The 23,109-nt window shown below is 67.2% G+C and carries 19 protein-coding genes; 9 read left to right on the forward strand and 10 right to left on the reverse strand.

Annotated features, from left to right (window positions below; translation table 11 throughout):
* Positions 1–30 precede the first annotated feature (30 nt).
* Positions 31–459, reverse strand: coding sequence for a CBS domain-containing protein (locus AUL36_RS19115; protein WP_058634661.1), 429 nt, complete (start codon positions 457–459; stop codon positions 31–33).
* 176 nt (positions 460–635) lie between these two features.
* Between AUL36_RS19115 and glgX the strand changes: the two genes are divergently transcribed.
* Positions 636–2,996: a glycogen debranching protein GlgX gene (gene glgX / locus AUL36_RS19120; RefSeq protein ID WP_374700790.1), complete on the forward strand. Its 2,361-nt coding sequence runs from the start codon at positions 636–638 to the stop codon at positions 2,994–2,996.
* A gap of 413 nt (positions 2,997–3,409) precedes the next feature.
* Here the strand turns inward: glgX and AUL36_RS19125 are convergent, their stop codons facing one another.
* Positions 3,410–5,383: an AI-2E family transporter gene (locus tag AUL36_RS19125; RefSeq protein ID WP_244497175.1), complete on the reverse strand. Its 1,974-nt coding sequence runs from the start codon at positions 5,381–5,383 to the stop codon at positions 3,410–3,412.
* 324 nt (positions 5,384–5,707) lie between these two features.
* Between AUL36_RS19125 and AUL36_RS19130 the strand changes: the two genes are divergently transcribed.
* Complete coding sequence (locus tag AUL36_RS19130) at positions 5,708–6,277, forward strand: hypothetical protein (protein WP_156418483.1); 570 nt, start codon at positions 5,708–5,710, stop codon at positions 6,275–6,277.
* Between the two features lie 124 nt (positions 6,278–6,401).
* The gene (locus tag AUL36_RS24320) at positions 6,402–6,578 is read left to right on the forward strand and encodes a hypothetical protein (RefSeq protein WP_156419874.1); all 177 of its coding nucleotides are present in this window, start codon (positions 6,402–6,404) and stop codon (positions 6,576–6,578) included.
* Between the two features lie 82 nt (positions 6,579–6,660).
* On the opposite strand, the gene AUL36_RS19135 is transcribed toward AUL36_RS24320, so the two are convergent.
* From AUL36_RS19135 to AUL36_RS19155, 5 genes are all read right to left on the reverse strand, one after another.
* Positions 6,661–8,271, reverse strand: a complete 1,611-nt coding sequence (locus AUL36_RS19135) for a tripartite tricarboxylate transporter permease (protein ID WP_058599982.1) — start codon at positions 8,269–8,271, stop codon at positions 6,661–6,663.
* 239 nt (positions 8,272–8,510) lie between these two features.
* The gene (locus AUL36_RS19140; RefSeq protein WP_058599983.1) at positions 8,511–8,990 is read right to left on the reverse strand and encodes a tripartite tricarboxylate transporter TctB family protein; all 480 of its coding nucleotides are present in this window, start codon (positions 8,988–8,990) and stop codon (positions 8,511–8,513) included.
* Complete coding sequence (locus tag AUL36_RS19145; RefSeq protein ID WP_058599984.1) at positions 8,990–9,946, reverse strand: Bug family tripartite tricarboxylate transporter substrate binding protein; 957 nt, start codon at positions 9,944–9,946, stop codon at positions 8,990–8,992. Before AUL36_RS19145 ends, AUL36_RS19140 begins: the two co-directional genes overlap by 1 nt.
* A 265-nt stretch (positions 9,947–10,211) precedes the next feature.
* The gene (locus AUL36_RS19150) at positions 10,212–12,725 is read right to left on the reverse strand and encodes a sensor histidine kinase (RefSeq protein ID WP_062223318.1); all 2,514 of its coding nucleotides are present in this window, start codon (positions 12,723–12,725) and stop codon (positions 10,212–10,214) included.
* A complete protein-coding gene (locus AUL36_RS19155; RefSeq protein WP_062223320.1) occupies positions 12,725–13,438 on the reverse strand; it encodes a response regulator transcription factor in 714 nt (237 codons plus the stop codon). The genes AUL36_RS19150 and AUL36_RS19155 overlap by 1 nt, the downstream gene beginning before the upstream one ends.
* Before the next feature lie 198 nt (positions 13,439–13,636).
* Between AUL36_RS19155 and AUL36_RS19160 the strand changes: the two genes are divergently transcribed.
* Positions 13,637–14,962: an NAD(P)H-dependent oxidoreductase gene (locus AUL36_RS19160; protein WP_062223323.1), complete on the forward strand. Its 1,326-nt coding sequence runs from the start codon at positions 13,637–13,639 to the stop codon at positions 14,960–14,962.
* Between the two features lie 145 nt (positions 14,963–15,107).
* Positions 15,108–15,494 (forward strand): lysozyme inhibitor LprI family protein, encoded by a 387-nt coding sequence (locus AUL36_RS25015; RefSeq protein ID WP_374700791.1) that lies wholly within the window; start codon positions 15,108–15,110, stop codon positions 15,492–15,494.
* A gap of 73 nt (positions 15,495–15,567) precedes the next feature.
* On the opposite strand, the gene AUL36_RS19165 is transcribed toward AUL36_RS25015, so the two are convergent.
* The 3 genes from AUL36_RS19165 to exbB are packed head-to-tail and all read right to left on the reverse strand — an operon-like array spanning position 15,568 to position 18,118.
* Positions 15,568–16,563: a cell envelope integrity protein TolA gene (locus tag AUL36_RS19165; protein ID WP_062223325.1), complete on the reverse strand. Its 996-nt coding sequence runs from the start codon at positions 16,561–16,563 to the stop codon at positions 15,568–15,570.
* A 12-nt stretch (positions 16,564–16,575) separates the two neighbouring features.
* A complete protein-coding gene (gene exbD, locus AUL36_RS19170) occupies positions 16,576–17,037 on the reverse strand; it encodes a TonB system transport protein ExbD (RefSeq protein ID WP_062223328.1) in 462 nt (153 codons plus the stop codon).
* Positions 17,038–17,041: 4 nt separating this feature from the next.
* The gene (exbB, locus tag AUL36_RS19175; RefSeq protein ID WP_062223330.1) at positions 17,042–18,118 is read right to left on the reverse strand and encodes a tonB-system energizer ExbB; all 1,077 of its coding nucleotides are present in this window, start codon (positions 18,116–18,118) and stop codon (positions 17,042–17,044) included.
* A 296-nt stretch (positions 18,119–18,414) separates the two neighbouring features.
* Here exbB and tkt point away from each other — a divergent pair, with 296 nt between their 5' ends.
* From tkt to AUL36_RS19195, 4 genes are all read left to right on the forward strand, one after another.
* The gene (tkt, locus tag AUL36_RS19180) at positions 18,415–20,514 is read left to right on the forward strand and encodes a transketolase (RefSeq protein WP_082655941.1); all 2,100 of its coding nucleotides are present in this window, start codon (positions 18,415–18,417) and stop codon (positions 20,512–20,514) included.
* A gap of 107 nt (positions 20,515–20,621) precedes the next feature.
* A complete protein-coding gene (gene gnd, locus AUL36_RS19185) occupies positions 20,622–21,599 on the forward strand; it encodes a phosphogluconate dehydrogenase (NAD(+)-dependent, decarboxylating) (protein ID WP_058634652.1) in 978 nt (325 codons plus the stop codon).
* Positions 21,600–21,692: 93 nt separating this feature from the next.
* On the forward strand, positions 21,693–22,520 hold the full coding sequence (locus tag AUL36_RS19190; protein WP_062223335.1) for a Cof-type HAD-IIB family hydrolase: 828 nt from the start codon (positions 21,693–21,695) through the stop codon (positions 22,518–22,520).
* A gap of 151 nt (positions 22,521–22,671) precedes the next feature.
* Positions 22,672–23,109: homocysteine S-methyltransferase family protein (locus AUL36_RS19195; protein ID WP_192843867.1), on the forward strand; the 438-nt coding region annotated here is incomplete at its 3' end.

Genomic DNA, 23,109 nt, shown 5'->3' on the forward strand with positions numbered 1-23,109 from the left:
TCGGCCTGTCGCAGGAGGTGGTCGGCAGCGTCAACCGACGCTACCGCGACTGATCTCGGCCAGCCCGTCCTGCACCGTGCGCGAATCCAGAAGCAGCTTGCGCGAGAGGTCGGCCAGCGTCACCCAGCCCACGACCCTGCCGCCCTCGCTGCGCACCGCCAGACGGCGAACGTGATTGGCGGCCATCAGGTCCATCGCGGTCTGGAGATCGTCGCTCTCGCGGCAGGCGATGACGGGGGAGGAGAGAATGTCGCGCGCCTCGACCTGCGCCGGATGCAGGCCGCGCGCCACCACGCGGTAGAGAATGTCGCGGTCGGTCACGACTCCCAGCAATTCCTCGTCGGAGCCGATCGGTAGGGCGCCGACATCGAGTTCGCCCATCATGACGGCCAGCTCCGACGCGGGGTCGCCGGGCGCGGCATATTCGACATGCCGAGTCATGACGGCTTCGATCTTCATGGTCCTGTATCCCCTCGTGCAATCCTTGCCGCGCTTGAACGCGGCAGGTCGCGAAGAGTTCGCCGCAGGGTGCGCCCGCTTCGCCGAACCGTCGAACCTTGCCAAGCGTTGTTACGCACAACCCTCAAGGCGTCGGAATGCGTTCCGTTCGTCAGTCGGCAAAATCCTCGTCGGTGATGTCAACTCTTTGGGAACCAAACGGGGCTTTCGATGCTTTTCACGCTCGCAGTCTTCCTCTTGACGCGAGAACTCACTCCGTGAACATTCAGAACCCAACGGCTTCGCTGTTGAAGAGCCTCCCCCGTGCCACGCGCAAGGGCACGCGGGTCGAGGCCGGCCGGCCCTTTCCCCGTGGCGCGACATGGGACGGCTTCGGCGTCAATTTCGCTCTGTTCTCGGCCCATGCGACGAAAGTCGAGCTTTGCATTTTCGATGAGAAGGGCGAGCGCGAGATTGAGCGCATCGTCCTGCCGGAATACACGAACGAGGTGTTTCACGGCTATCTGCCCGACGCGCGTCCCGGCCTGATCTATGGCTACCGCGTCCACGGCCCCTATGAGCCCGACAACGGCCACCGCTTCAACCCCAACAAGCTCCTGCTCGATCCCTATGCCAAGCAGCATGTGGGCGAACTGACCTGGGACCACGCGCTGTTCGGCTACACGATCGGCCACAAGGACGGCGATCTCTCCTTCGACGAGCGCGACTCGGCGGCTTTCGTGCCCAAGAGCCAGGTCATCGACCCCGCCTTCACCTGGGGCACCGAGCGCCGGCCGAACGTCCCGTGGGAGCGGACGATCTTCTACGAAACCCATGTAAAGGGCTTCACGCAGCGCCATCCCTCCGTGCCGGAGCGCGATCGCGGCAAGTTCGCCGGTCTCGCCCATCACGACGTGGTTCAGTACATCAAGAGCCTCGGCGTCACCTCGGTCGAGCTTCTGCCGATCCACGCCTTCGTGGACGACAGCTATCTCGTGGAAAAGGGCCTGCGCAATTACTGGGGCTATAACACGCTCGGCTTCTTCGCCCCCGATCCGCGCTATATGGGCACGCCCTTCGTCAACGAATTCAAGGAGATGGTCTCGACCTTCCACCATGCCGGGTTGGAAGTGATCCTCGACGTCGTCTACAACCACACGGCCGAAGGCAACGAGAACGGGCCGACGCTCTCCTTCAAGGGCATCGACAACGCCTCCTATTATCGCCTCTTGCCCGACAACAAGCGCTACTACATCAACGACACGGGCACGGGTAACACCGTCAACACCTCGCATCCCCGCGTCATGCAGCTGGTCATGGACAGCTTGCGCTACTGGGCCGGCGAGATGCATGTGGACGGGTTCCGCTTCGACCTCGCCACCATTCTGGCACGCGAGCCGACCGGCTTCTCGGAAGAGTCCTCGTTCCTCCACGCGACGATGCAGGATCCGTTGCTCAGCCAAATCAAGCTGATCGCCGAGCCCTGGGACTGCGGTCCGGGCGGCTATCAGGTCGGCCGTTTCCCGCCGGGTTGGGCGGAGTGGAACGATGGCTATCGCGACACGATCCGCGCCTATTGGAAGGGCGATGAGGGCAAGGTTCCGGCCGTCGCCTCCAAGATCTCGGCCTCGGCCGATCTCTTCGACAAGCGCGGCCGCCGGCCTTGGGCCTCCGTCAATTTCGTGACCGCGCATGATGGTTTCACGCTGCACGATACGGTTTGCTACAACGACAAGCACAACGAGGCGAATGGCGAAGACAATCGCGACGGCCACTCGCACAATCTCTCCTACAATCACGGCGTCGAAGGCCCGACCGACGATCCCGAGATCAACAATGTCCGCTTCCGCCAGCTGCGAAACTTCTTCTCGACGCTGCTCTTCTCGCGCGGCACACCGATGATCCTGGCGGGCGACGAGTTCGCCCGCACGCAAGGCGGCAACAACAACGCCTATGCGCAGGACAACGAGATCGGCTGGGTCGACTGGAACGTGACGGAGGAGGGTGTCCAGCTCGTCGAGTTCGTCCAGAAGCTCATCCGCCTGCGTCAGGCGCTGCCCATGCTGCGCCGGGGCCGCTTCCTGCACGGCACGTTCGATGAGGAGATCGGTGCCAAGGACGTCACCTGGATGTCGCCCTCGGGCGGCGAGATGCAGGATGCCGAATGGACCGACACGGGCGCGCGCTGCTTCGGCGTGCTGCTCGATGGCCGCGCCCAGTCGGAAGGCATTCGCCGCGTCGGCTCGGACGCCACCATGCTGCTCGTTCTCAACGCGCATCATGACGTCGTGAACTTCAAGCTGCCGTCTGCTCCTGGCGGCCGGCGCTGGGCCTGCATCATCGACACCAACATGCCGGACCGCGACGAACTCGTGCCCTTCGAGTTCGAGACGGACTACATGGCGACGGGCCGTTCCTTCCTCGTCTTCCTGCTCGAGCCGGAAAACGGCACGGACTCGTCCGACGATGCGCATCAGGCCTTCGCACACGTCGCCGAAGCCTTCCGCCAGGCGGCGATCGACCGCGTTCACATCATGCGCCCGGAGGGCGTGGACTGACCGCATCCGTATCAAGCGAGAATAGACAAAGGGGCCGCGTCGAAGGACGCGGCCCCTTTCGTTTTGGCAGGCTGCAGGGGGAGGCGGCAAACGGCGCTACGAAAAGGCAGGCCGCACCGCTCCATCTCGATGTCCGTCACCCTGCCGCTTGTTCCTTGCCACGCGCCCGCTGGCCGCTTGCCCCTTCTTCAACGTTGGCTCTCGTCTCGGCTTCCGGCTCTCGCGAGCGCTCGGTTTCGCTTTGGCGATCCCCCCGCTCCCTCCAGACGGCACCGCCTCCTGCGTGCATCATGAACCCTTGGTTGGGGCGCCAGGAGGGGGCAGGCCTTCGTGCCGCACGCGCCGCCCAACGCAAAAGGCCCGCCGTGACGGGCGGGCCTTCGAGACAACGGGCGTGAGCGTAATGGGCTATCCTACATCGCGACGGCCGAGGCCTCCGCTTCCACCACATTGCCGGGGCGCTCGGGAGACTGTTTCGGGCGGGGCTCGGGTGTCTGCGCCAGCTTCTGGCCTGACATTTCGAGGGCGGCGGCGAGCGCCTTGTTCAGCGTCGTCACCAGCGCGTCGGCGTGAACGCGCCGCTGCAGCTCCTGCAACATGGCGGGGTCGCGCTGGCGCCAGATACCGATCATGATGCGCGCGCGCGGTGCCACGCGGTGCACCTCGCGCACGGCCTGTCGCAGATGCACGGTCGAAAGCGGCTCGATGAAGGAGAGGCAGACCAGCGCCACGCCTTCGGCATCCTTGCGCGACGGCGGGTTCTGGCGCAGTTCCGCCAGAGACAGATGCCGCGCGCCGAGCCCATGGCGCTCCAGAACCTGCGTCAGCATGGTCGCGACCGTCTGGTCCAGCGCGTTACCGCCGGATAGGCAGACGACTGGCGTCGGCCCGCGCCATTCGGGCGCGAGGTCTTCCTTGCGTTGGACGATGCGTGTCACCTCCTGATCGGGGCCGACCGCATCCACCGCCGCCGCCGCTTCGGCTGTCAGATGCGCCTTGCGCCGCCGCGAGGGTCTGATAGCGCCAACCTCTTCGGTCAGCTCCAGCGTCGCCGCGCGCAGCACGTCCAGTCGCTCGCCCTTTACGGCGAAGCGCGCCACGTCCTCATGCGCGATGCGAAGACCCTCCAGCGCCACCTCGTCATAGTAGGTCGCCAGTTCGCGTTCGCGCAGGAATTCGCGCGCCTGATCGGCCGCCTCTTGCGGCGCGCCGGCGAGCATCCGCTGGTAGAAGATCTGCGGCGGCGAGAGCGCCGGCCGGTCGCCGAACATGACGTCGATAAAGGCGAGGCGCTGCACATGCCGGCCCATGACGACGAGGCAGATGGTGAGCGGGGTCGCCAGGATCAGGCCGACCGGCCCCCAGAGCAGCGCCCAGACCGTGGCCGCCAGAAGAATGGCGACGGGCGAGAGGCCGGTGGAATGTCCGTAGAGCACGGGCTCGACCACGTTGCTGAGCAACGCCTCCGCCCCGAGATAGAGAACCGCCGTCCAGATCACCATGGACCAGCCGGGATCGACCGCGAAGGCCAGGAGCATCGGCAGGCCCGCGCCGACGAAGCCGCCGACATAGGGAATGAAGCGCAGGATACCGCCGAGAATGCCCCAGAGAACCGGGCTCGGCACGCCGAGCAGCCAGAGACCCAGCGCCGTCATCGCACCGAAGGCGGCGTTCACGCCAAGCTGAAACAGGAGAAGCTTCGACAGGCGTTTGGCCGCGTCGTCGATCGCGGCGGTGGTCTGTTGCAGATCGTCCGTGCCGGCCAGTCGGATGAAGCGATTTCGAAGATCCTCGCGCTGGAGCAGGATGAAGATGGCGAAGATGATCACGACGCCGAAGGTCGCGATGGGCGAGAGAAGCGGCAGGGCGACCGCGCTGATCGTCTCGAACAGGCTACCCGAATTCTCCACCGTCACCGGGATGGGCTTGGGCGCGTTGGCGTCCCCTTCCGCGGGAGCGGCAAGCTTCTGGATGTCGGCGGCCATCTCTTCCAGTGCCACGGCCGCCCGGCTGAACGGCCCGTTGCCCTGCGACTGCGCCGATTCCGACAGGGAGCGCAGCTTCTGCTCGACCGTCACGCGGTAGGACGGGATTTCGCCGACCAGCCCCGTCACCTGCGTCGCGATCAGGAAGCCAAGCCCCAGGATCACGACGGTCGCGACGAGGATCGCACCCGAGATGGCGAAGATGCGGGGGATGCGGTGCCGCTGCAGCTTGATGACAATGGGCGCGAGAATGAAGGACAGAAGGATGCCGAGCGCGAAGGGAACGAAGATTTCACGCCCGAGATAAAGGATCGAAGACACGGCCAGGATCAGCACCGTTACCGCCAGCGCGGTGAACAAGGGCAGCGCGCGCCGAAGCATTTGCGAGGTAACGATATCCAAGGCAGCATCCTTTGGTCGCGCGAAACCGATCGCAGCGTCAACCTCGCCGAATGCTGGAAACGGAACGAGGTTCCTTGCCCGTTGCAAATTTCGAGCAGGACTCAATAGGGCTCGGGACAAAGGCCCGTTTGCTCCGCGCCCCCGGTAAAACTTTCCTCTCCGTCTCTTGTTGCCCTGGCTCCCTTGCGGGGCCGGCGATGCCGGCCGTAGAGCCGTTTCGATCCTCGCGATCTGTCTCGCGCGTCCCGTGCGGCTTCAGCCTGGATGGGCAAGGGCGGGGCTGGCCCGCTGGCTTCGGGATTGTCAACCAGGAAGGGTTTGGACGTGGAAACAGGCGATATTCTCTATTTTCCCGACAGGCCGTTCCATCACATCGGCATGGCCTATGACGCCAGAACCGTGATCCACGCCAATCACAAGAAGAACTTCCACAAGACATCCGACCAGTACGAAACCGGAAGCCAGAGCTTCTACATGTCGGAAGGGGCCGGAGTGGAGCATTTCCGGCCGCCTTGGGCGAAGTGCTCGAATGCCGACGCGCGCAAGGCGGAGTTGCAGCGGGTGGCCGACGCGATCGCGGCGGGCGCTGAGTACGGCAAGTATCGCGCTGTCAGGCTTTTTGCCGGGGACTCCGCCTTTGGGCCGGAGGCCTTCACGCGGCTGATGAAATATCGCGAGCGGTACGAGATGGGGAAGGCGACGCCCGACCGCTTTTCGAAGCCGGGCAACGAGGTGATCAAGACCGTAACCTGCTCCGAGGCCGTGATCATCGCCTATCAGCTGACGTTTCCGCTGGGAGAGAGGCCCTTCTTCATCAATCTCGACGGGGCTCACGCCATGCCCAATACGCTGAGAACATGGCTCAAGGCGAGCGGCTGGCATAAAACACGATAGGTTCAATCGATTTGATGGTCGCCACTTGCAAGACTGCGCGTTTTTGCATGGCTCCCTCGTCTTGGCGTCTCTTCTAAGAGGAACCGGAAGCGCCCATCTTCCTATCAACAGTTAGGAGAAGAAGATGAGCAGCACGTCCCGCATTCGCCAGTTCGGCCACCAGATCCGCAGCTTCGCCGACACGATGAGCGGCGCGGTCGCCTGCGCCGCTGCCGCCGAGGCCGGCAAGCGCCCGAGCCGTGCGGCGCTGAAATCGGCCGGCATCGACCCGGAAGCCTTCTACGGCATCAAGCGCGGCTGAACGCTGTCATCCTCTTCCGTTAACGACAAGGGGCAGCCCCTCGCAGGGCTGCCCTTTTTGCATGGCGTCTATGGGGAAGCGCTCAGTCCTCGTCGGAGGCCATGGCCGAGAGGAGCTTGCCACGGCCCCGAGCGCGCAGGATCATCGGCACGACCAGCGCGAGGACCGCGAGAGTCAGGAGCGTCACCGCCAGAACCGAGTGAACGAGAATGCTCGGGTCACCCTGGCTGATGGCCAGCGCCCGGCGCAGCTGCTGCTCGGCCATGGGGCCGAGGATCAGGCCGACGACGACAGGCGCGATCGGATAGCCGAAGCGGCGCAGCATGTAGCCGAGCAGGCCGAACAGAAGCAGCATCCCCAGTTCCACCGCCGAGGGATTGGCGCCGATGCAGCCGAGCGTCGCGAAGACGAGGATGCCGGCATAGAGCCAGGGGCGGGGGATCGTGAGCAGCCGGACCCAGACGCCGATCAGCGGCAGGTTCAGAACCACCAGCATCAGATTGGCGATCAGAAGGCTGGCGACGAGGCCCCAGACGATCTGCGGTGAGGTGATGAAGAGAAGCGGGCCGGGCTGAAGACCGAACTGCTGGAAGGCGGCGAGCATGATCGCGGCCGTCGCCGAGGTCGGAAGGCCAAGCGTCAGCAGCGGAACCAGCGTGCCGGCGGCCGAGGCGTTGTTGGCCGCCTCCGGGCCGGCGACGCCTTCGATCGCGCCATGGCCGAACTCTTCCGGGTGCTTGGAAAGGTTCTTCTCCATGGAGTAGGAGAGGAACGTGCCGATCTCGGCGCCGCCCGCCGGCATGGCGCCGATCGGGAAGCCGACCGCCGTGCCGCGCAGCCAGGGCTTCCAGGAGCGCTTCCAGTCTTCCTTGGTCATCCAGAGAGAGCCCTTCACGGCCTCGATCGTGTCGGGCGTGCGGCTGGCGGCGGCGGCGACCACGAGAGCTTCGCCGATGGCGAAGAGCGCGACAGCGAGCGTCGTCACTTCGATGCCGTCCAGAAGATTGGCCGAGATGCCGCCGAAGAGCGACGACAGGCTGGCCCAGAGCGCGTGCAGCGGGGCCGTCGGATCGGCCGCCATCTCACGGAAATACTTGGCGACGGGCGTTAGCGTCAGGCGCGCCTGACCGGTCTGCAGGTCGATGCCGACAAGGCCGAGCGTCAGGCCGAGCGCGAGGCTGGTGAGCCCGCGCAGCGCCGAGTCGCCGAAGGCGGCCGAGACGGTGACGAAGGCGAGGATCATCAGCGCGAAATATTCGGCCGGGCCGAAGGACAAGGCGAACGAGACGATGACCGGCGCCAGAAACGCAAGGCCCAGCGTCGCAATCAGGCCGGCGACGAAGGAACCGATGGCGGCCGTGGCGAGTGCGGGGCCGCCGCGCCCCTTGCGGGCCATCTTGTTGCCTTCGAGCGCGGTGATGATCGAGGCGCTTTCGCCCGGCGTGTTCAGAAGGATCGAGGTGGTCGATCCCCCGTACATGCCGCCATAGTAGATGCCGGCGAACATGATCAGCGAGCCGGCGGCGTCGAGCTGGTAGGTGACGGGCAGAAGCAGCGCGACCGTCAGCGCCGGGCCGATGCCCGGAAGCACGCCGACCGCCGTGCCGAGCGTCACACCGATCAGCGCGTAGAGAAGGTTCATGGGCTGGGAGGCCGTCATGAGGCCTTGGCCCAGAAGGGCGAATGTATCCATCGGCAGAACCCATGCGGGAAGGAAGGGGCGAGCCGCAGCGAGGCGGAGCGGATGCGGTGCGGTCGGGGCAGGGGGCGCTGAAGGCGCCGGGGCTCGTCCCGGTCTGCTGTGTTGAAGCGGCTGGCGTCGGCCGGCGAGCCGGGGGAGGCTCAAGGCACTCTCGCCAAAAGCCTGACTCCAGCGTTGCGTATGCGCTCAAGCGCCGAATGTGAAAGCCGAACCGGCTTTCACGCAAAGCCTTAAAAGAACAGGCGCTCCAGCGGACCCGCCGGCAGCGACAGGCGCAGAACCTGCGAGAACAGAATCCAGATACCAAGGCTCATGAGAATGCCGAGCGGCACCGAGAGATAGAGCTTTCGCTTGCCGAAGGCGCGGGCTGTGGCGGCGAAGAGCAGGCCTGTCGCGATCGAGAAGCCCGCCGTGTTCAGAAGGATCAGCTGCGCCGCGAGGCCGCCTACGATCCAGGCGATGGGGCCGAACTCGTCATGATCGCGCTCGGGAAACTCGCCGCGCCAGGCCTCGACGATGGTCCAGACCGAGAGCGCGAGAAGCACGGCGGCGATCACATAGGGGAAGGTCGCCGGGCCGATACGGGCATAGTTGCCGCCACCGATCCCACGCGCGTCCAGCCCGACGAGCAGGCCGAGAATGCCAATGCCGATGCCGATGGCCAGCGCCGCCCGATCGGGGCGGCGCGCAGGGTTGGACAGGTCGGTCATTACTGCACGAGACCGATCGCGGTGAGCACCTGCTTGGTGTCGGCGATGTTCTTGGCAAGCTCGGTCTTGAACGCGTCACCGGCCAGGAACGTGTTCTGCCAGTTGTTGCGCTCCAGAACCGCCTTCCACTCAGGGCTGGCGACCATCTTCTCCAGATTGCCGATCAGCGCGGTCTTCTGCTCGTCCGTGATGCCGGGCGCGCCGGCGACCATGCGCCAGTTCTGAAGGGTCATGTCGATGCCCGACTCCTTCAGGGTCGGGGCTTGCGAGCCCGCGACGCGCTGGGCGCCCGTGGTGGCGAGCAGGCGCAGCGTGCCCGCCTTCACTTGGGACTCGAACTCGCCATAGCCGGAAATGCCGGCCGCGACCTGCTGGCCCAGAATGGCCGCCAGAGCTTCGCCGCCGCCCGAGAAGGCGATGTAGTTGATGGCCTTGGGGTCCGCGCCCACGGCCTGGGCCAGGAGGCCGGCCGCGATATGGTCCGTGCCGCCGGCCGATCCGCCCGCGATCGCCACCGCGCCGGGGTTCTGCTTCATGGCCGCAGCCAGATCGGCGATCGTCTTGTAGGGGGAGGAGGCGGGCACGACGATCGCCTCGTCCTCGCCGGTGAGGCGGGCGAGCGGGGTCACTTCGTCCAGCGTGACAGGCGAATTGTTGGTCAGGATCGCGCCGACCATGACATAGCCGCCGACGAGCAGCGCGTCCGGGTTGCCCGACTTGGTGGAGACGAACTGCGCGAGGCCGATCGTGCCGCCGGCGCCCGGAACGTTGATCACCTGCACGTTGCGGGCGAGCTTGGTGTCCTGCAGCACGGTCTGCATGGCGCGGGCCGTCTGGTCCCAGCCGCCGCCCGGCGAGGCCGGGGCCATGATCTCATAGGCCGGCGCGGTCTGCGCCAGGGCCGAGGTGGAGGCGAGGGCGAGCGCGACGAAGGCGCCGACGATCAAGGACTTCATGTGGATTCCTCCCGAAACGAATACCGAATGGTTTTTGGCCGTGGACGGTCAAATCGCAGGGGAAGGGACGCAGCAAGAATCGAAATCGGTTGTGCCGGCGAATGTCCCTCCAGACATTCGGGCGGCGCGAAACGCGGCTGCAAGCGTTTCGCCGGTCTCGCATCGACTGCACGTCCAGCCTCCCCGGCCGTCGCGTCCAGACTAACCTCGCGGACCTGTCAAAAACCTGTCAGGCGGCTCGGGTGTTTTGGAATTGTTAAAGGTTTCAATGAGGGGAGACGATTTCCTGCCATGTGGCAAGGAAGCGCTCACGCCGCTGCCGGTCGAGGCCGACGAGAAGTGAGGGGCCGAAGCGGATCGGCTGCACCGCGCCTTGACCGAGCGAGGCGATGCGATCGGCCGTCCAGCGCCCGTCCGCGCCGGGCAGAAGCGCGCCAAGCGCGGCCGGGCCGGCGAGGATCGCCTGACCGGTGGGTGAGAGGGCGAACTCGATGAAGGCTTCGGCGAGTTCGGGCTGCGGGGCGTCTTCGGGGATGAGAAGCGAGCGGGAAAACACGAGCACGTAATCGTCCGGCACGACGATGCCGATCGGCGCGCCGGCATCGGCCCGCGCGAAGGCATAGGAGCCGATGATATTGTAGCCGATCGCAAGATCCCCGGTCGCGATCCGGTCGAGGATTTCAGGACTGGAAGCGGTGAGTTGCACCCGCGCTCGCCCGAAGGCGGCGGCCAGACGCCAGAAATAGGAGGAGATGGCCTGATCCTGCGTCGCCAGGAGATAGCCGACGCCGCTGCGCGCGACATCATAGGTGCCGACGCGGCCGAGAAAGCGCTGCGGCTCACGCTCCAGAAGCTCGGCCAGTTCCAGATGGGTGCGCGGCGCTTCCTCGGGCTTCACGAGGTTGGTGTTGTAGACGATCACGGCCGGCTCGAAGGTGAAGCCGAAGACCTCCGAGCGCCAGCGCGCCCAATCGGGGATCGCGGCGAGCCGCGTCGGCGCGAAGGGGCGCACCAGCCCTTCGTTGACGAGCTTCACCTGAAGATCGGAGGCCGAACTGACTACGAGATCGGGCACGGCCTTCTGCGCCGACACCAGCTGATCATAGACCGCCCGGCTTTCGTTTTCCTCGTAAGCAACGGCGATGGTCGGATGGGCCGCCTGAAAGGCGCGGATGAGATGGGAGAAAAGCCCCGTGTCGGTCGCGCCCAGAATGTGAAGCGTGGCCGCCGCCGGCTTTTCGCGCGCTGGGAAGTCGGCAGCGGCCTCGGCCGGGCGCGCGGCGAGAAACGCGCCGGTGATGGCGGTGAGCAGCGCCAGGAGGGCGAGCACGTGACGGCGATCCGGCCCTGGCGGCTGTGAAGCCGGTGCGGCCTCGGCCGGCAGGCGAAGATGCACGGCGAGCCCGCCGCCTTCGCGGTCGCGCAGCAGCACCGCGCCGCGATGGGCCTCGGCCACGCGCGCGACGATGGCGAGCCCCAGGCCCGAGCCGCCCCGGTCGATCCGCGAGCCCGCCTCGCCCCGGCGGAAGCGGCCGAAGACGAGGGGCTTTTCATGGTCGGGAATGCCCGGACCCCGGTCGCGCACGGCGATGTCGAGCGCCGGGCCGTCCCGCGCAATCGAAATCTCCACCTCGCCCTCGCTATAGCGCAGGGCATTGTCCACGAGGTTGCGGATGGCTTCGCGCAGCACCACGCGGTCGACATCAAGCTCCGCCTCGGCAGCATCGGGCGCGATGGAAAGGCTCACCCGATCCGACAGATCGGGGCTGAGGCGTCGCACCACTTCCTGCGCCAGCGGGGCGACGGGTGTGGGCTCGGGCTGGTTTTCGAGACGGTGCGTCACGGTCGCGTCCATCAGAAGCTGCGAGACGAGCTGGCTCGCCTGCACGGCCCCCTCGTGAATGCGCTCCACATCGCGCCGCAGCGCGGCCGGGTCGCGCTCGGCCAGCGCCAGCTCGGCCTGCGCGCGCAGCGAGGCCAAGGGCGTGCGCACCTCATGCGCGGCTTCCGCCACCAGCGCCTCCAGCCGCTCGCGCGCGAGCTTCAGCCGGGCGGTGAAACCGTTCAGCGCACCGACGAGCTGCGCGGTCTCGGACGGGGCGGGGAGTTCGACGGGCGAGAGATCGTCGGGCGAGCGCTCGCGTAAGTGCGTCTCCAGCGACAGGAGCGGAGCGAAGGCGCGCCCGATCCCGGCCCAGAGAAGCAGCAGCGCCAGAAGCGTCAGAAGAAGGATCGGCCAGAGGGCGTTGTGCAGAATCTCGCGTGCCAGAGCGTCCCGCTCGCCGCGCGTTTCGGCGACGCGGATCGTCACCCAGCCTGTGCCCTCGGCGGTGGAGACGAGCCGCCCGACGCTCGCCACGCGCACCCTGTCGTCGCGGTAGGCCTTGTCGGCGAAGACGGGATCGCTGCCCGTGGCCGGGGCCAGCCCCTCGGACAGGTCGGCTTCGCCCGTGACGTTCTGCCCTTGCGGCGACTCCACGGCGTAGAATATGCGGTCCTCGCCCGAGAACATGGCGAAGGAGGCGAGCGGCAGTTCCACCGTGACCCGGCCGGCCTCCAGCTGCACCGCGCCGCCGATCGTCAGCGCGGAGGCGGCGAGCAGCCGGTCGAAGGCTCGGTCCGAGGCGCGCTCGGCATAATCGCGAACATAGAGAACCAACGCGAAGGCGGCGGCCAGAAGCAGCGCCCCGCCAAAGACGAGAATGCGCTTGCGGATCGAGACGGGGCGTTTGGCCCGCGCGGTCTTGCGCCGATCCGCGCGGGCGAAGGTCGGCGGCATCAACCGCCCAGCCGCTCGCCGGTCGCCTTGGGCTTGCCGGCAGGCTCGCCGGCGACGCGCGCGACATAGCCCGCCCCGCGCACGGTGGCGATTTCCACCGAGGCGCCTTCCAGCTTGCGGCGCAGGCGCGAGACGTAAAGCTCCAGCGCGTTGGTCGAGACCATCTCGTCATAGGAGAAGAGCTGCGCCATCAGCTGCTCCTTCTGCACCACGACGCCTGGCTTTGAGAGAAGGATTTCGAGCAGGCGAAACTCGCGCCGGCCGAGATCCACAGCCCGGCCGCCGACGGTGACGAGATGGCCCGCCATGTCCATTTCCACGTCGCCGACCCGCGCCAGACTGGTGGTCTGCCCGGCCGGGCGGCGCAGGAGGGCGCGCAGCCGCGCTTCGAGTTCGCGCAAATCAAAGGGTTTGACGAGATAATCGTCCGCGCCCTGATCCAGAAGGCTGATCTTGTCGTCAATCTCGGCTCGCGCGGTGACGACGAGAACCGGCACGCTGGAGCGCCCTCGCCTCAGCTCGGCGATCACGGAAATGCCGTCGCGCCCTGGCAGCGAGAGATCGAGGATCACCGCGTCGAACGGCTCCAGCGCGAAGGCTTCCAGCGCATCCTCGCCCGAGCGCACCCATTCGACCGAATGGCCGGCATTGCGCAGGTGCCGGTTCACCGCGTCGCCCAGCCCCTCATTGTCTTCCACCAGAAGCATACGCATGGCGACGGGCTGCCTGTTCCATCCCCGGACATTCGATCCGATGTCAGCATAGGGAGGCACCGGCGGTTTGCAAACCGTCCGGCGTCTCTGTCGCGGTGGCTCACGGTGGAAGGTGGTTGATCCCAAGGCGGTACACCACTTATCCCCCAGACAACGCCGCGCCACTCTGGCGCGCGGGGAACGAGGGGGCCGTTGGCCATGGACAAGATCGCGCGCGTGGGCCTTGCGGCCGAACTTCTGGCCTATGCGCAGGAGCGTGGTCCCGTCACGGTCGGCCTTGCGGGCGCGGGCCAGATGGGCACCGATCTCATGGTTCAGCTTCTTCTGATGCCGGGCGTCCGTCTCGGCGCGGTCTCGACCTCCAAGGCCGACCGCGCGCGCGAGACGCTGCGCTTTGCCGGCTACGAGGCGGGCGCGGGGCGCTCGGCCGAAACCCCTGCCACTGTCGATGCCGCGATCGAGGCCGGCGATGTCGCGATCGTCGAGGATTTCCGCATCTTCTGCGCGGCGGGGCGGATCGATGTCGTGATCGACGCGACGGGCAGCCCCAGCGCGGGCACGCGCATTGCGCTCGAAGCCTTTCGCAACGGCAAGCATGTGGTCATGCTGAATGTCGAGGCCGACATCACGATCGGCCGCTATCTCAAGGCCGAGGCCAAGCGCGCGGGCGTCGTCTACACGGGCGCAGCCGGCGACGAGCCGCAATCGACCATCGAACTGATCGGCCTTGCCCAGTCGCTCGGGCTCGACATCGTCTGCGCGGGCAAGGGCAAGAACAACGCGCTCGACTTCTCCGCCGTCCCGGCCGATTACGAGGCGGAAGCGGCCCGGCGCAACATGAATGCGCGGATGCTGGTGGAGTTCGTGGACGGCTCCAAGACCATGGTGGAAATGACCGCCATCGCCAATGCGACGGGCCTCAAACCCGACGTGCCGGGGATGCACGGGCCGGACGCCTCGTCCGAGCGCTTGGCACAGGTTCTCTGCTCGAAGGAGGATGGCGGCATTCTTTCGCGCCCCGGCTGCGTGGATTACACGATCGGCAAGGGCGTCGCGCCCGGCGTCTTCTGCATCGTAAAACCCCGGCACCCGCGCGTTCTGGAGCGCATCGCCGATCTCAAGGTCGGCCCCGGCCCCTGCTTCGCCCTCTACCGCCCGTTCCACCTCACCTCCATCGAGGTGCCGCTGTCGGCGATCCATGCCGTGATGCGCGGCGCGCCGCATCTGGAGCCGCTCGACCGTCCGGTCGGCGAATGCATCGCCGTCGCCAAGCGTGACCTGGCCGTGGGCGAGACGCTCGGGCGCATCGGCGAAACCCAGTATCGCGGCTTCGCCATGACCTGGGAGGACGCGCGCGCGGCCGGCGGCCTGCCGCTGGGTCTGGCGGAAGGCAGCGTTGTGACGAAAGCGATCAAGGCCGGCGAGAAGCTCACTTACTCCAACTGCGCGCCGGATGCCTCGCTGGAGGTGACGCAGATTCGCCGGCTTCTGGACGAGGCGGACGCGCGGTTCGTGGGGGCTTGATTTGGAGGGCTCGATCCTTGGGATCGAGCGCTTCGCGATGACTGTCTCAACTGCGTATTCGAAAGGCCTTTGACCAAAGGCTCATGGAAGCGGGGCATCGAACGTGCAGGAAACCGCCGCAGATGCCGCGCGCCTTCAGGCTTGTGTGGAAGCAGCCCATTCCGACGCTGCCAAAAGCGAATGTATCGGAACGGTCGTTCGCTCCTGTGAGAGTGCTTCCTCCCAAGAACCTGTTTCCATCCAAACCCATTTCTGCCGGTCGCGAGAGGCTGGGGCCTGGGACCGGCTGCTGAACAGCAACTTCAGACGGCAGCTCGAGATGATACAAGGCGATGCCGACGATGGTCCCGCGTTGAAGGCGAGACAGATCGAAACGTTGCGGGTGGCTCAACGGCTCTGGGTTCAAATTCCGCGACGCCGAGATGGATCGAATGGAAGCGAACTCGCAAGGCACGGCATCGACTCGGGTCTTGGCCAATGTCGAATTCGTCAGAATGGACATGACGCCAGCCGTGCGATCGAACTGGATTGATCTTCGTAAAGGCTGAAGAAAGCGGCGCCGTCTGCTGGAGAACGCAGATCGTGTCGCTTCCAGGCCGCCCCGCCTAAGACTTGTAGCGGAGCGGCAACGTCACGGATTTGCTGGCTCCCGATGGCGGAGACGCGAACGGGCTGGCCCGGCGCACGACGTCGAGCGCCGCTTGATCCACGACCGGATTGCCGGACGAGCGCGCCAAGCGGATGTCGGATGCCGCACCCGATGGGCCGACCGTGAACGTTACCGTCGCCGTGCCGCCTCCACCGCGACGAAGTGTGCGCGTGAAGCGCATGACGCGAGCCCGAACCTGCGATTGCCAGCGTGCCTCATCCGTTGCTGAGGGGGATTTGGGCGCTCCCTGCGTCGAGGGCGCGTTGGACGCTTGCGAGGCGCGAGAGGGAGGCGGGGCGGCGCGCGGCTTCTGCGCGCGAGGCTTGGCCTCTTCGCGCGGGCGCTCGCGGCGGGGCTTGGGCGCTGCCTTTCGCTCCGGCACCTTCTCCGCGACGCGCGGGCGCTCCGGCGGCGTCGGGCGCGGCAGCGGCACGGGCGCATTCGCCGCCACCTCCGGCGGCGCTTCCATCTTGGGGAGCTCGGGCAGCGGCTCGGGTTCCACCACCGGCTCGGGCGGCGGCGGTTCGGGCTGGGGCTCCGGCTCCACGACCGGCTCGGGGACGGGCGGCTCCGGCTCGGCCACAGGCTCCGGCGGCGCGGGCTCCGGGGGCGCGGGTTCCGGCGGAACAGGTTCGGGCGGCGGCGCGATGGGTTCGGGCGTCGGCTCCGGTGTCGGTTCGGGCTGTGGCTCGGGCGGTGCCTCTTCGGGGGGCGCTTCGGTCAGCGGGGCGTCAGCGGCCGGGGCGCTCGGTGGCGGCGCGGGTGGGGCAAGGTCGATCAGGACGGCCGCGTCCGGCGCGCCCTGCGGAGGCGCGACGGGTGGGGGTATCTGCGAGACGAAGAAGGCCGCGCTGGCATGGACCGCGACCATGGCGATCGCGGCCGTGCTCCAGCGCAGCGAGTCCAGCCAGCGTCCGCCGCGCTCTCCCGAAGCTGAGATGGGAAGGGTCATGAGATGGGGCCGTCAGGGCTGGGCGGCGGGCGCGGCGGGAGCCTCCGGGCTTGGTGCCGATTCCAGCCCGACCAGCGCGATCTTGAGATAGCCGGCCGAGCGTAGGAGGTTCATCACCTCCATCAGATCGCCATAGGCGACCTTTTCGTCGGCGCGCAGGAAGATGCGCTCGTCGCGCTTGCCCCCTGTCTTGGCGTCGAGCGCGGCCTGGAGCGCGCCGCGATCCAGCGGCTGTTCGCCAAGCGTCAGGTTCAGATCGTCCGACACGGTGAGGAACAGAGGCTCGTTCGGGCGCTCCTGCGGCTGTGCGTTGGACACGGGCAGATCCACCGGCACGTCCACGGTGGAGAGGGGCGCGGCCACCATGAAGATGATCAGGAGAACCAGCACCACGTCGATGAAGGGCGTGATGTTGATGTCGGCGAGTTCGCTGGTGTCGTCGTCGTCACCGCTGCTGCGAAGGCTCACTCCCATGGTTTCACTCCGCCGCGACGCGTGAGGGGCCGCGCAGGACGGCCGCCGTCTTGGCCCGGTCGAGATCGCGCGAGAGGTGCTGGAGCACGCCGGCCGAGGCATCGGCCAGAACCGCCTTGTAGCCGCCGATGGCGCGGGCGAACACGTTGTAGATGATCACGGCGGGAATGGCCGCGACGAGGCCGATGGCGGTTGCGAGCAGCGCTTCGGCAATGCCCGGCGCGACCACGGCGAGATTGGTCGTGTTGGCCTTCGAGATGCCGATGAAGGAGTTCATGATGCCCCAGACCGTGCCGAACAGACCGATGAAAGGGGCGGTGGAGCCGATGGTCGCCAGAAGGCCCGTGCCGCGCGCCATGCGCCGTCCCGCGCGCGCCTCGATGCGCTGAAGCGCGGTCGCCACGCGCTCCTTCACGCCCTCGGAGGGCAGGCCGCTCGAGCGCTCGCGCTCGGCAACGGCCGTGCGCACCATGGCGGCGACGGGGCCGCCGCGCCAGCCGGCCGCCTCCAGCTCGTCGCCCTCTGGCAGGCCCTTGGCCTCGGCGAGGCGGCGCACGCCGCGCTGCGCCCGGCCGCGCGCGCCCACGAGTTCCAGCACCTTGGCGAGCCAGATCGTCCAGGTGACGACGGAGGCGAAGGCGAGACCCGCCATGACCGACTTCACCACGATGTCGGCCGCCATGAACATGCCCCAGGCGGAAAGGTCATGTCCGGTTCCGAGCGCGCCGGCTGGGGTGGTGTCATTGCCTTGCGCGAAGGCGGTGGCGGTGGTTTGGCCTTCGATGCTGGGCGTGACGGCCGGCATCGAGGTCTGCGCGGGCGGCGCGGCGAAGGACGCGTCGGGCGCGCCGGTGGATGGAGCCGGCTGGGCTTCCGTCGGAGTGGGGGCGCTGGAGGCTCCGCTCGCCTGTGCCTGTGCCGGGGTCTGCGTCGCAGCGGGGGCGGCTGGCGACGCGCCACCCTCCTGCGCCAGCGCCGGGCCGGCCAAGAGCAGGGAGGCGAGAAGCGCGGGGACGATCAGGCGCGAGCGCGCCGTCTCGCCGGCCTGCGCCGGTGTCGCGGTGGGTCGGAGTCCGAGCATGGCGGAGCCTTCCGGTTGGTGGGGGGCGAGCGTCGCGGGTCTCGGCCCTCTGCCGGCCGTCGCGAGATTGTCGCCGATACATGATTAATCAAGTCATGTTTTCCATAGGCGAAGCGCCGCTCTCGCATCAAGCCCCTTTTTCCCATGCGGATTTATCCATCCACGGCCATCGACGGATGCGCCGGCTGCTCCATCTCCGGCCCCGAGACGACGCCGTCCCTTGTTCGGCCATGGAAAAGGCCTGCCGCCTTTTCCGCCCTCGACGCATTTCGTCTCGAAGGACGAAGGATTCCGCCATGAGCGCTCTGCCCAAGACCCCGACCGACGAGAGCACGAGCCAGAAGGGCTCGGCCCAGCTCGCCATCGACACGATCCGCACCCTGTCCATGGACGCCGTGCTGAAGGCCCATTCGGGCCATGTCGGCGCGCCTCTCGGGCTCGCGCCCACGGCCTATGCGCTTTGGACCGAGTTCATGCGCTACGACCCCTCCGCGCCGGACTGGCCGAACCGCGATCGGTTCGTGCTGTCGGTCGGCCATGGTTCGATGCTGCTCTATTCGGTCCTGCATCTGGCGGGCGTCGAGGAGATCGACGCGCATGGCAAGAAGACTGGTCAGCCGGCCGTCTCGCTGGACGACATCAAACAGTTTCGCCAACTGTCCTCCAAGACGCCGGGCCACCCGGAATACCGGATGACGACGGGCGTCGAGACGACGACGGGTCCGCTCGGGCAGGGCTGCGGTAATTCGGTCGGGATGGCGCTGGCCGAGCGCTGGCTGGCGGCGCGCTACAACAAGCCCGACGCCCAGCTGTTCGACCATGACGTCTTCGTCCTGTGCGGCGACGGCGACATGATGGAGGGCGTCGCCTCCGAAGCCGCCTCCATGGCCGGCCATCTCAAGCTCTCGAACCTCTGCTGGATCTACGACAACAACAAGGTTTCGATCGAAGGCTTCACCAATCTCACCTTCTCCGAGGACGTGGCCGAGCGCTTCCGCGCCTATGGCTGGAAGACGCTGCATGTCACGGATGGCAATGATCTGGGTGCCATCCGCGAGGCGCTGACCGAGTTCCGCGCGACCGACGACCGGCCGACCCTGATCGTGGTGGATACCGTGATCGGCTATGGCCTTCAGAAGCAGCAGGGCACGGCTTCTGCCCATGGCGAGGCCTTCGACGCCGAGGATGTGAAGGGCGCCAAGCGCTTCTACGGTTGGCCGGAGGATCAGAGCTTCCTCGTGCCGGACGGGGTGGCGGAAGCCTTCCACGCGGCGGTAAGTGAGCGCGGTCGCCCGCTGCGCGAGAAGTGGGAAGCCGACTTCGCGCGCTACGCCAAGGCCTATCCCGAGCTGGCGGCGCAGATCGAGGCCATGCGCGCCGGTCGCCTGCCGGAGGGTTGGGACAAGGCCCTTCCGAGCTTCGAGCCCGACGCCAAGGGCGTCGCCTCGCGCGATGCCGGCGGCAAGGTGCTGAACGCCATTGCCGAGACCGTGCCCTATCTCGTCGGCGGTTCGGCGGATCTCGCACCCTCCAACAAGACCAAGCTCGGCTTTGCCGATGCCGGCTCCTTCGGGCCGGACAACTATGCCGGGCGCAACCTGCATTTCGGCATTCGCGAACACGCGATGGGCGCGATCGCCAATGGCATGGCGCTCTCCTATGTGCGCTCCTACGCTTCCACCTTCCTCGTCTTTTCCGACTATATGCGCGCGCCCGTGCGCCTGTCGGCCATCATGGAAATCCCGGTGGTCTGGGTCTTCACCCATGATTCCATCGGCGTGGGCGAAGACGGGCCGACGCATCAGCCGATCGAGCATCTGGCGAGCCTGCGCGCCATTCCCGGTCTCAACACGATCCGTCCCTGCGACGCCAACGAGACGGCGGAAGCCTGGCGCGTCGCTATGGAGCAGACGCATGAGCCGACCGCGCTCGTCCTGTCGCGTCAGCCTCTGCCGACGCTGGACCGCACGAAATACGCGCAGGCCTCGGGCCTGAAGCGCGGCGGCTATGTGCTCGCCGGCGATCCGAACGAGGTGCCCGACATCATCCTGATCGGCACGGGCTCGGAAATCTCGCTCTGCATCGAGACCTATGAGAGCCTCAAGGCGGAAGGCATCAAGGCCCGCGTCGTGTCGCTGCCCTCTTGGGAGCTTTACGAGAAGCAGGATCAGGCCTATCGCGACAGCGTTCTGCCGCCCGAAATCATGGCGCGCGTCGTGGTGGAGCAGGCCGGCTCCATGGGCTGGGACCGCTATGTCGGCGCCAAGGGGGCCAAGGTCACCATGTCCACCTTCGGCGCGTCCGCGCCTCTCGCCAAGCTCCAGCAGAAGTTCGGCTTCACCGCCGAGGCGGTGCTGGCCAAGGCCAAGGAGCAGATCGCGGCCCGCAAGGGCTGACATGTCCCCGCCGCCCCTCCGGCCGCGTGCCGGGCGGGCACCGCTGGGTTCGGCCCTTGGGAGGGCGGCCGCACCCGTTCCCATTTGATTGTCGAAGAGAAGACCCTATGCAGATCGCGATCATCGGCCTTGGCCGAATGGGCGGCAATATCGCCCGACGCCTGATGAACCACCGCCACGAAGCCTTCGTGTTCGACCGCAACGCGGAGGCCGTCTCGGCGCTCGCGGGCGAGGGGGCCAAGGGCGCGGCCTCGCTGGAGGAGCTGGCCGGCCAGTTCTCCGGCCGCCGCGTGTTCTGGGTCATGCTGCCGGCCGGCGAGCCGACCGAGGCGACGATCCGCGATCTCACCCCGCTCTGCCGCGAGGGCGACGTGATCATCGACGGCGGCAACACGTTCTACAAGGACGACATTCGCCGCGCCGCCGAGTTGAGGCCGCATGGCATTCAGTATGTCGATGTCGGCACCTCGGGCGGCGTCTGGGGTCTGGAGCGCGGCTATTGCATGATGATCGGCGGGCCGGAGGACACGGTGCGCGATCTCGACCCGATCTTCGACGCCCTGGCACCGGGCTATGGGGACATCGAGCGCACGCGCGGGCGCAACACGCCGGACGATCGCGCCGAGCGCGGTTATATCCATGCCGGTCCGGCCGGCGCGGGCCATTTCGTGAAGATGGTCCATAACGGCATCGAATACGGCCTCATGCAGGCCTATGCCGAAGGCTTCGACATTCTGAAGACGAAGAATTCCGAGCATCTGCCGGAGAACGAACGCTTCGACTTGAATTTGCCCGACATCGCCGAAGTCTGGCGGCGCGGCTCGGTCATCTCCTCCTGGCTGCTCGATCTCACCGCCATCGCGCTGGCGGGCGACAAGGATCTGGCGAAATTCTCCGGCAATGTCGCCGATTCCGGCGAAGGCCGCTGGACGCTGGAAGCGGCGATGGAAGAGGCCGTCCCGGTCAACGTGCTTTCGGCCGCGCTCTATGCCCGCTATCGCTCCCGCCAGGAGGCGACCTTCGGCGACAAGATGCTGTCCGCCATGCGCTTCGGCTTCGGTGGCCATGTCGAGATTCCGCAATAGGCCTTAAGGCCCATCGGGCTCTTGCTCCTTCTCGACGGGCGCGGCATTCGTTCCGCGCCCGTTTCCTGTTCCCGAACTCTCCGCAAGGTCTCGATGTCCCTCGATCCCGCGCTCGCCGCCTCCATCCGCCTTGTCGTGTCCGATATCGATGGAACACTGGTGCGCAACGACAAAAGCCTGTCGGAGCGCACGCTCCAGGCCGTCGCCCGCGCGCGTGCGGCGGGCATCGCCTTCACGCTGGTCAGCGCCCGCCCGCCGAGCGGCCTCGGCGAACTGGTGGAGCGGCTGGGGATCGAGGGCGCGGTCGGGGCCTTCAATGGCGGCACCCTGTTCGAGCCGGGCGGGCGCATCGTGGAGGCGCATCGCCTGAGTGAAGCGGATGCGCGCCGCGCGGTCGAGCTTCTGGACGAGGCCGGCCTTCCCATCTGGGTCTTCGCCGACGGGCTCTGGATCGCGCGCGACGACAGCACCCAGCATGGCGCGATGGAGCGGCGCGCCTCGCGCGTCGAGCCGACCATCGCGTCGGACTTTTCGCTTTGGCTGGGGCGGGCCGACAAGATCATGGGCGTTTGCGACGATCACGCGCTGGTCCGCCGGCTGGAAGCCTCGGTCGGCGCGGCGCTCGGCCCCAGCGCCAATGTCGTGCGCTCGCAGCCCTATTTTCTGGACGTGACGACGGCGGCCGCCAACAAGGGCGCGGGCGTCGAGGCGCTGGCGCGCGCCGCCGGCATCCCCTTGGAGGCCACCGCCGCGATCGGCGACATGGCGAACGATGTGCCGATGTTCGCCCCGGTCGGCCTGTCGGTCGCCATGGGGCAGGCCCCCGAGGAGGTGCGCGCACAAGCGCGCCATGTCACCGCCAGCAACGAAGAGGATGGCGTCGCCCAGTTGCTGGACCAACTCGTGGTGGCACGCAGCTGAGGACATTCAGCGGCGAGCACGGAAGGGAGCGCTGCCGCATTCCCGGCCTCTCGTCCAATGTCCCGCTCGCCAAGCGGTTTCCGTTCATATAAAGCGATCTTTATATGATGATGGCGCGCCGGGTCGTGCGCCGATCCTCGGAGCCCGTGCCATGAGCCTCGTCAGCGACACCCTCTTCGCCTCGCCCAGCCGTCCGCGCGAGGACGTCTGGACGGCGCTGCGCAAGGCGGCGCGCGAGCGCATCCTGATCCTCGACGGCGCGATGGGCACGCAGATCCAGGGGCTCGGCCTTCAGGAGGAGCATTTCCGGGGCGATCGCTTCCATGATTGCACCTGCCATCTCCAGGGCAACAACGATCTTCTGGTCCTGACCCAGCCCAAGGCGATCGAGGACATTCACTTCGCCTATCTCATGGCCGGGGCGGATATCGTCGAGACCAACACGTTTTCGGGCACCACCATCGCGCAGGCCGACTACGCGATGGAAGCGGTGGTCTACGAGCTGAACCGCGAGGGCGCGGCCGTCGCTCGCCGCGCTTGCGCGCGCGCCGAAGCCGCCGATGGCCGCCGCCGCTTCGTGGCGGGCGCC

Source organism: Aureimonas sp. D3, assembly GCF_001463805.1.
In the GTDB taxonomy this organism is placed as follows: Bacteria; Pseudomonadota; Alphaproteobacteria; order Rhizobiales; family Rhizobiaceae; genus Aureimonas; species Aureimonas ureilytica_A.

Excerpts from the sequence above, each read along its gene's own strand:
- AUL36_RS19115 (WP_058634661.1), bottom strand. The coding sequence starts at position 459 with ATGAAGATCGAAGCCGTCATGACTCGGCATGTCGAATATGCCGCGCCC.
- glgX (WP_374700790.1), top strand. The coding sequence starts at position 636 with ATGTCAACTCTTTGGGAACCAAACGGGGCTTTCGATGCTTTTCACGCT.
- AUL36_RS24320 (WP_156419874.1), top strand. The coding sequence starts at position 6,402 with ATGAGCAGCACGTCCCGCATTCGCCAGTTCGGCCACCAGATCCGCAGC.
- AUL36_RS19135 (WP_058599982.1), bottom strand. The coding sequence starts at position 8,271 with ATGGATACATTCGCCCTTCTGGGCCAAGGCCTCATGACGGCCTCCCAG.
- AUL36_RS19140 (WP_058599983.1), bottom strand. The coding sequence starts at position 8,990 with ATGACCGACCTGTCCAACCCTGCGCGCCGCCCCGATCGGGCGGCGCTG.
- AUL36_RS19145 (WP_058599984.1), bottom strand. The coding sequence starts at position 9,946 with ATGAAGTCCTTGATCGTCGGCGCCTTCGTCGCGCTCGCCCTCGCCTCC.
- AUL36_RS19150 (WP_062223318.1), bottom strand. The coding sequence starts at position 12,725 with ATGCCGCCGACCTTCGCCCGCGCGGATCGGCGCAAGACCGCGCGGGCC.
- AUL36_RS19155 (WP_062223320.1), bottom strand. The coding sequence starts at position 13,438 with ATGCGTATGCTTCTGGTGGAAGACAATGAGGGGCTGGGCGACGCGGTG.
- AUL36_RS19160 (WP_062223323.1), top strand. The coding sequence starts at position 13,637 with ATGGACAAGATCGCGCGCGTGGGCCTTGCGGCCGAACTTCTGGCCTAT.
- AUL36_RS19165 (WP_062223325.1), bottom strand. The coding sequence starts at position 16,563 with ATGACCCTTCCCATCTCAGCTTCGGGAGAGCGCGGCGGACGCTGGCTG.
- exbD (WP_062223328.1), bottom strand. The coding sequence starts at position 17,037 with ATGGGAGTGAGCCTTCGCAGCAGCGGTGACGACGACGACACCAGCGAA.
- exbB (WP_062223330.1), bottom strand. The coding sequence starts at position 18,118 with ATGCTCGGACTCCGACCCACCGCGACACCGGCGCAGGCCGGCGAGACG.
- tkt (WP_082655941.1), top strand. The coding sequence starts at position 18,415 with ATGAGCGCTCTGCCCAAGACCCCGACCGACGAGAGCACGAGCCAGAAG.
- gnd (WP_058634652.1), top strand. The coding sequence starts at position 20,622 with ATGCAGATCGCGATCATCGGCCTTGGCCGAATGGGCGGCAATATCGCC.
- AUL36_RS19190 (WP_062223335.1), top strand. The coding sequence starts at position 21,693 with ATGTCCCTCGATCCCGCGCTCGCCGCCTCCATCCGCCTTGTCGTGTCC.